1 protein-coding gene is annotated in these 1288 nt (G+C 42.9%); it reads left to right on the forward strand.

Annotation, left to right across the window (positions count from 1 at the left end):
- Positions 1 to 1288, forward strand: a 1288-nt coding sequence (locus HMPREF9074_RS09055; protein ID WP_034540363.1) for a reprolysin-like metallopeptidase, incomplete at both ends; no start/stop codon positions are given.

Here is a 1288-nt window from a genome sequence, read left to right on the forward strand (position 1 = left end):
TATATACCTCTTCTCAGCAAAGTGGTATCAGAGGATTGGCACATATTGAAGGAGTTTATCAACCTAATACCAAAGCTGATGCCGTAGCTGTACTTACTAAAGAAGTTATAGCTCACGAAATAGGACACCTATTTGGCGGTAGGCACACTTTTAGCAGTCATAAAGGCTCGGCTGCTTACGATAGCGAAAAAACAGAACTCGGTAGCGGTACTTCGGTGATGAGCTATGGTAGTCCTCGTGATTTTTTCTCGCTATCGAGCATAGAGCGCATACGCAAACGATTGACACAAGTACCTGCGAAAGCCCAAGATAAGACTTTTGCTACCCAAGCTCCGCGTATAGACCGCAGCAAGCTTAAAAATCATTATACGATTCCGAAAGGTACTTTCTTTCAGTTTTATATTCCCGCTACTGACCCTGATAGCAGCGTCTTGCTATATGCTGTAAATCAGCACGATGTACGCAATGGTGACGAAACCCCTATAACGCAGTACGCTATTTATAAACCTACTACCGCTAACCCTGTTACTATTAAAACAGAGTATCACGAAAATTCTGGAAATGTAGTGGCTAATAGCGGTTTAGCTCATCAGACAACGGGTACTTTTACTTTTTGGTTGGGGGTAAGTGATGCACAACCTCAGCAGGCTGCCGATTATATAGTGCAATATGATTTGGCAGAAACAAAGGTTACTGTAAAAGAGGGGACTCCTTTTGAAATTACCACTACCCCTAAAAACAAATACAAAGGTGGTGAGAAAATATCGCTGCAATGGAAGGTTGATGCCGCTATTTTTGCAGGCACAAAGGTGCGTGTGCTGCTGTCAGATGATTTAGGGAAAACGTTTAAGCATATTGTTTTGGCTGAAACGGCTAATGATGGTGCTGAAGAGGTTACTTTGCCTAATATCAATACATCAAAGGCAGTGCTGAAAGTAGAGGTAATAGAGGGGGTGGCGTTTGCGCTTACAGATTATCATCCGCAAACGGGAGGTTTTACTATTGAAAAAGACAACAATCTTGTTTCTGAGCCTTTGGCATTTGTAGCTACTACTTTGCCTCAAGACCTTAATCTTAGTTGTGCTAAGGAAGTGCCTACAGCTGTAATGCCTACCACAACAGGGGGCTGTGCGAGTGTGAGTTATCGTATGGAAGAGAAGAAAACCGCTGTGCTGTGCGATAATCGTTTTACCTTATTGCGTATCTTTACCGCGACTGATGGTTGTACCACGCTAACGCATACTCAAACCATAAAAGTAGCTGACAATATACCGCCTACTTTCGTAGG

The organism is Capnocytophaga sp. oral taxon 329 str. F0087 (assembly GCF_000213295.2).
Taxonomy (GTDB): Bacteria; Bacteroidota; Bacteroidia; order Flavobacteriales; family Flavobacteriaceae; genus Capnocytophaga; species Capnocytophaga leadbetteri_A.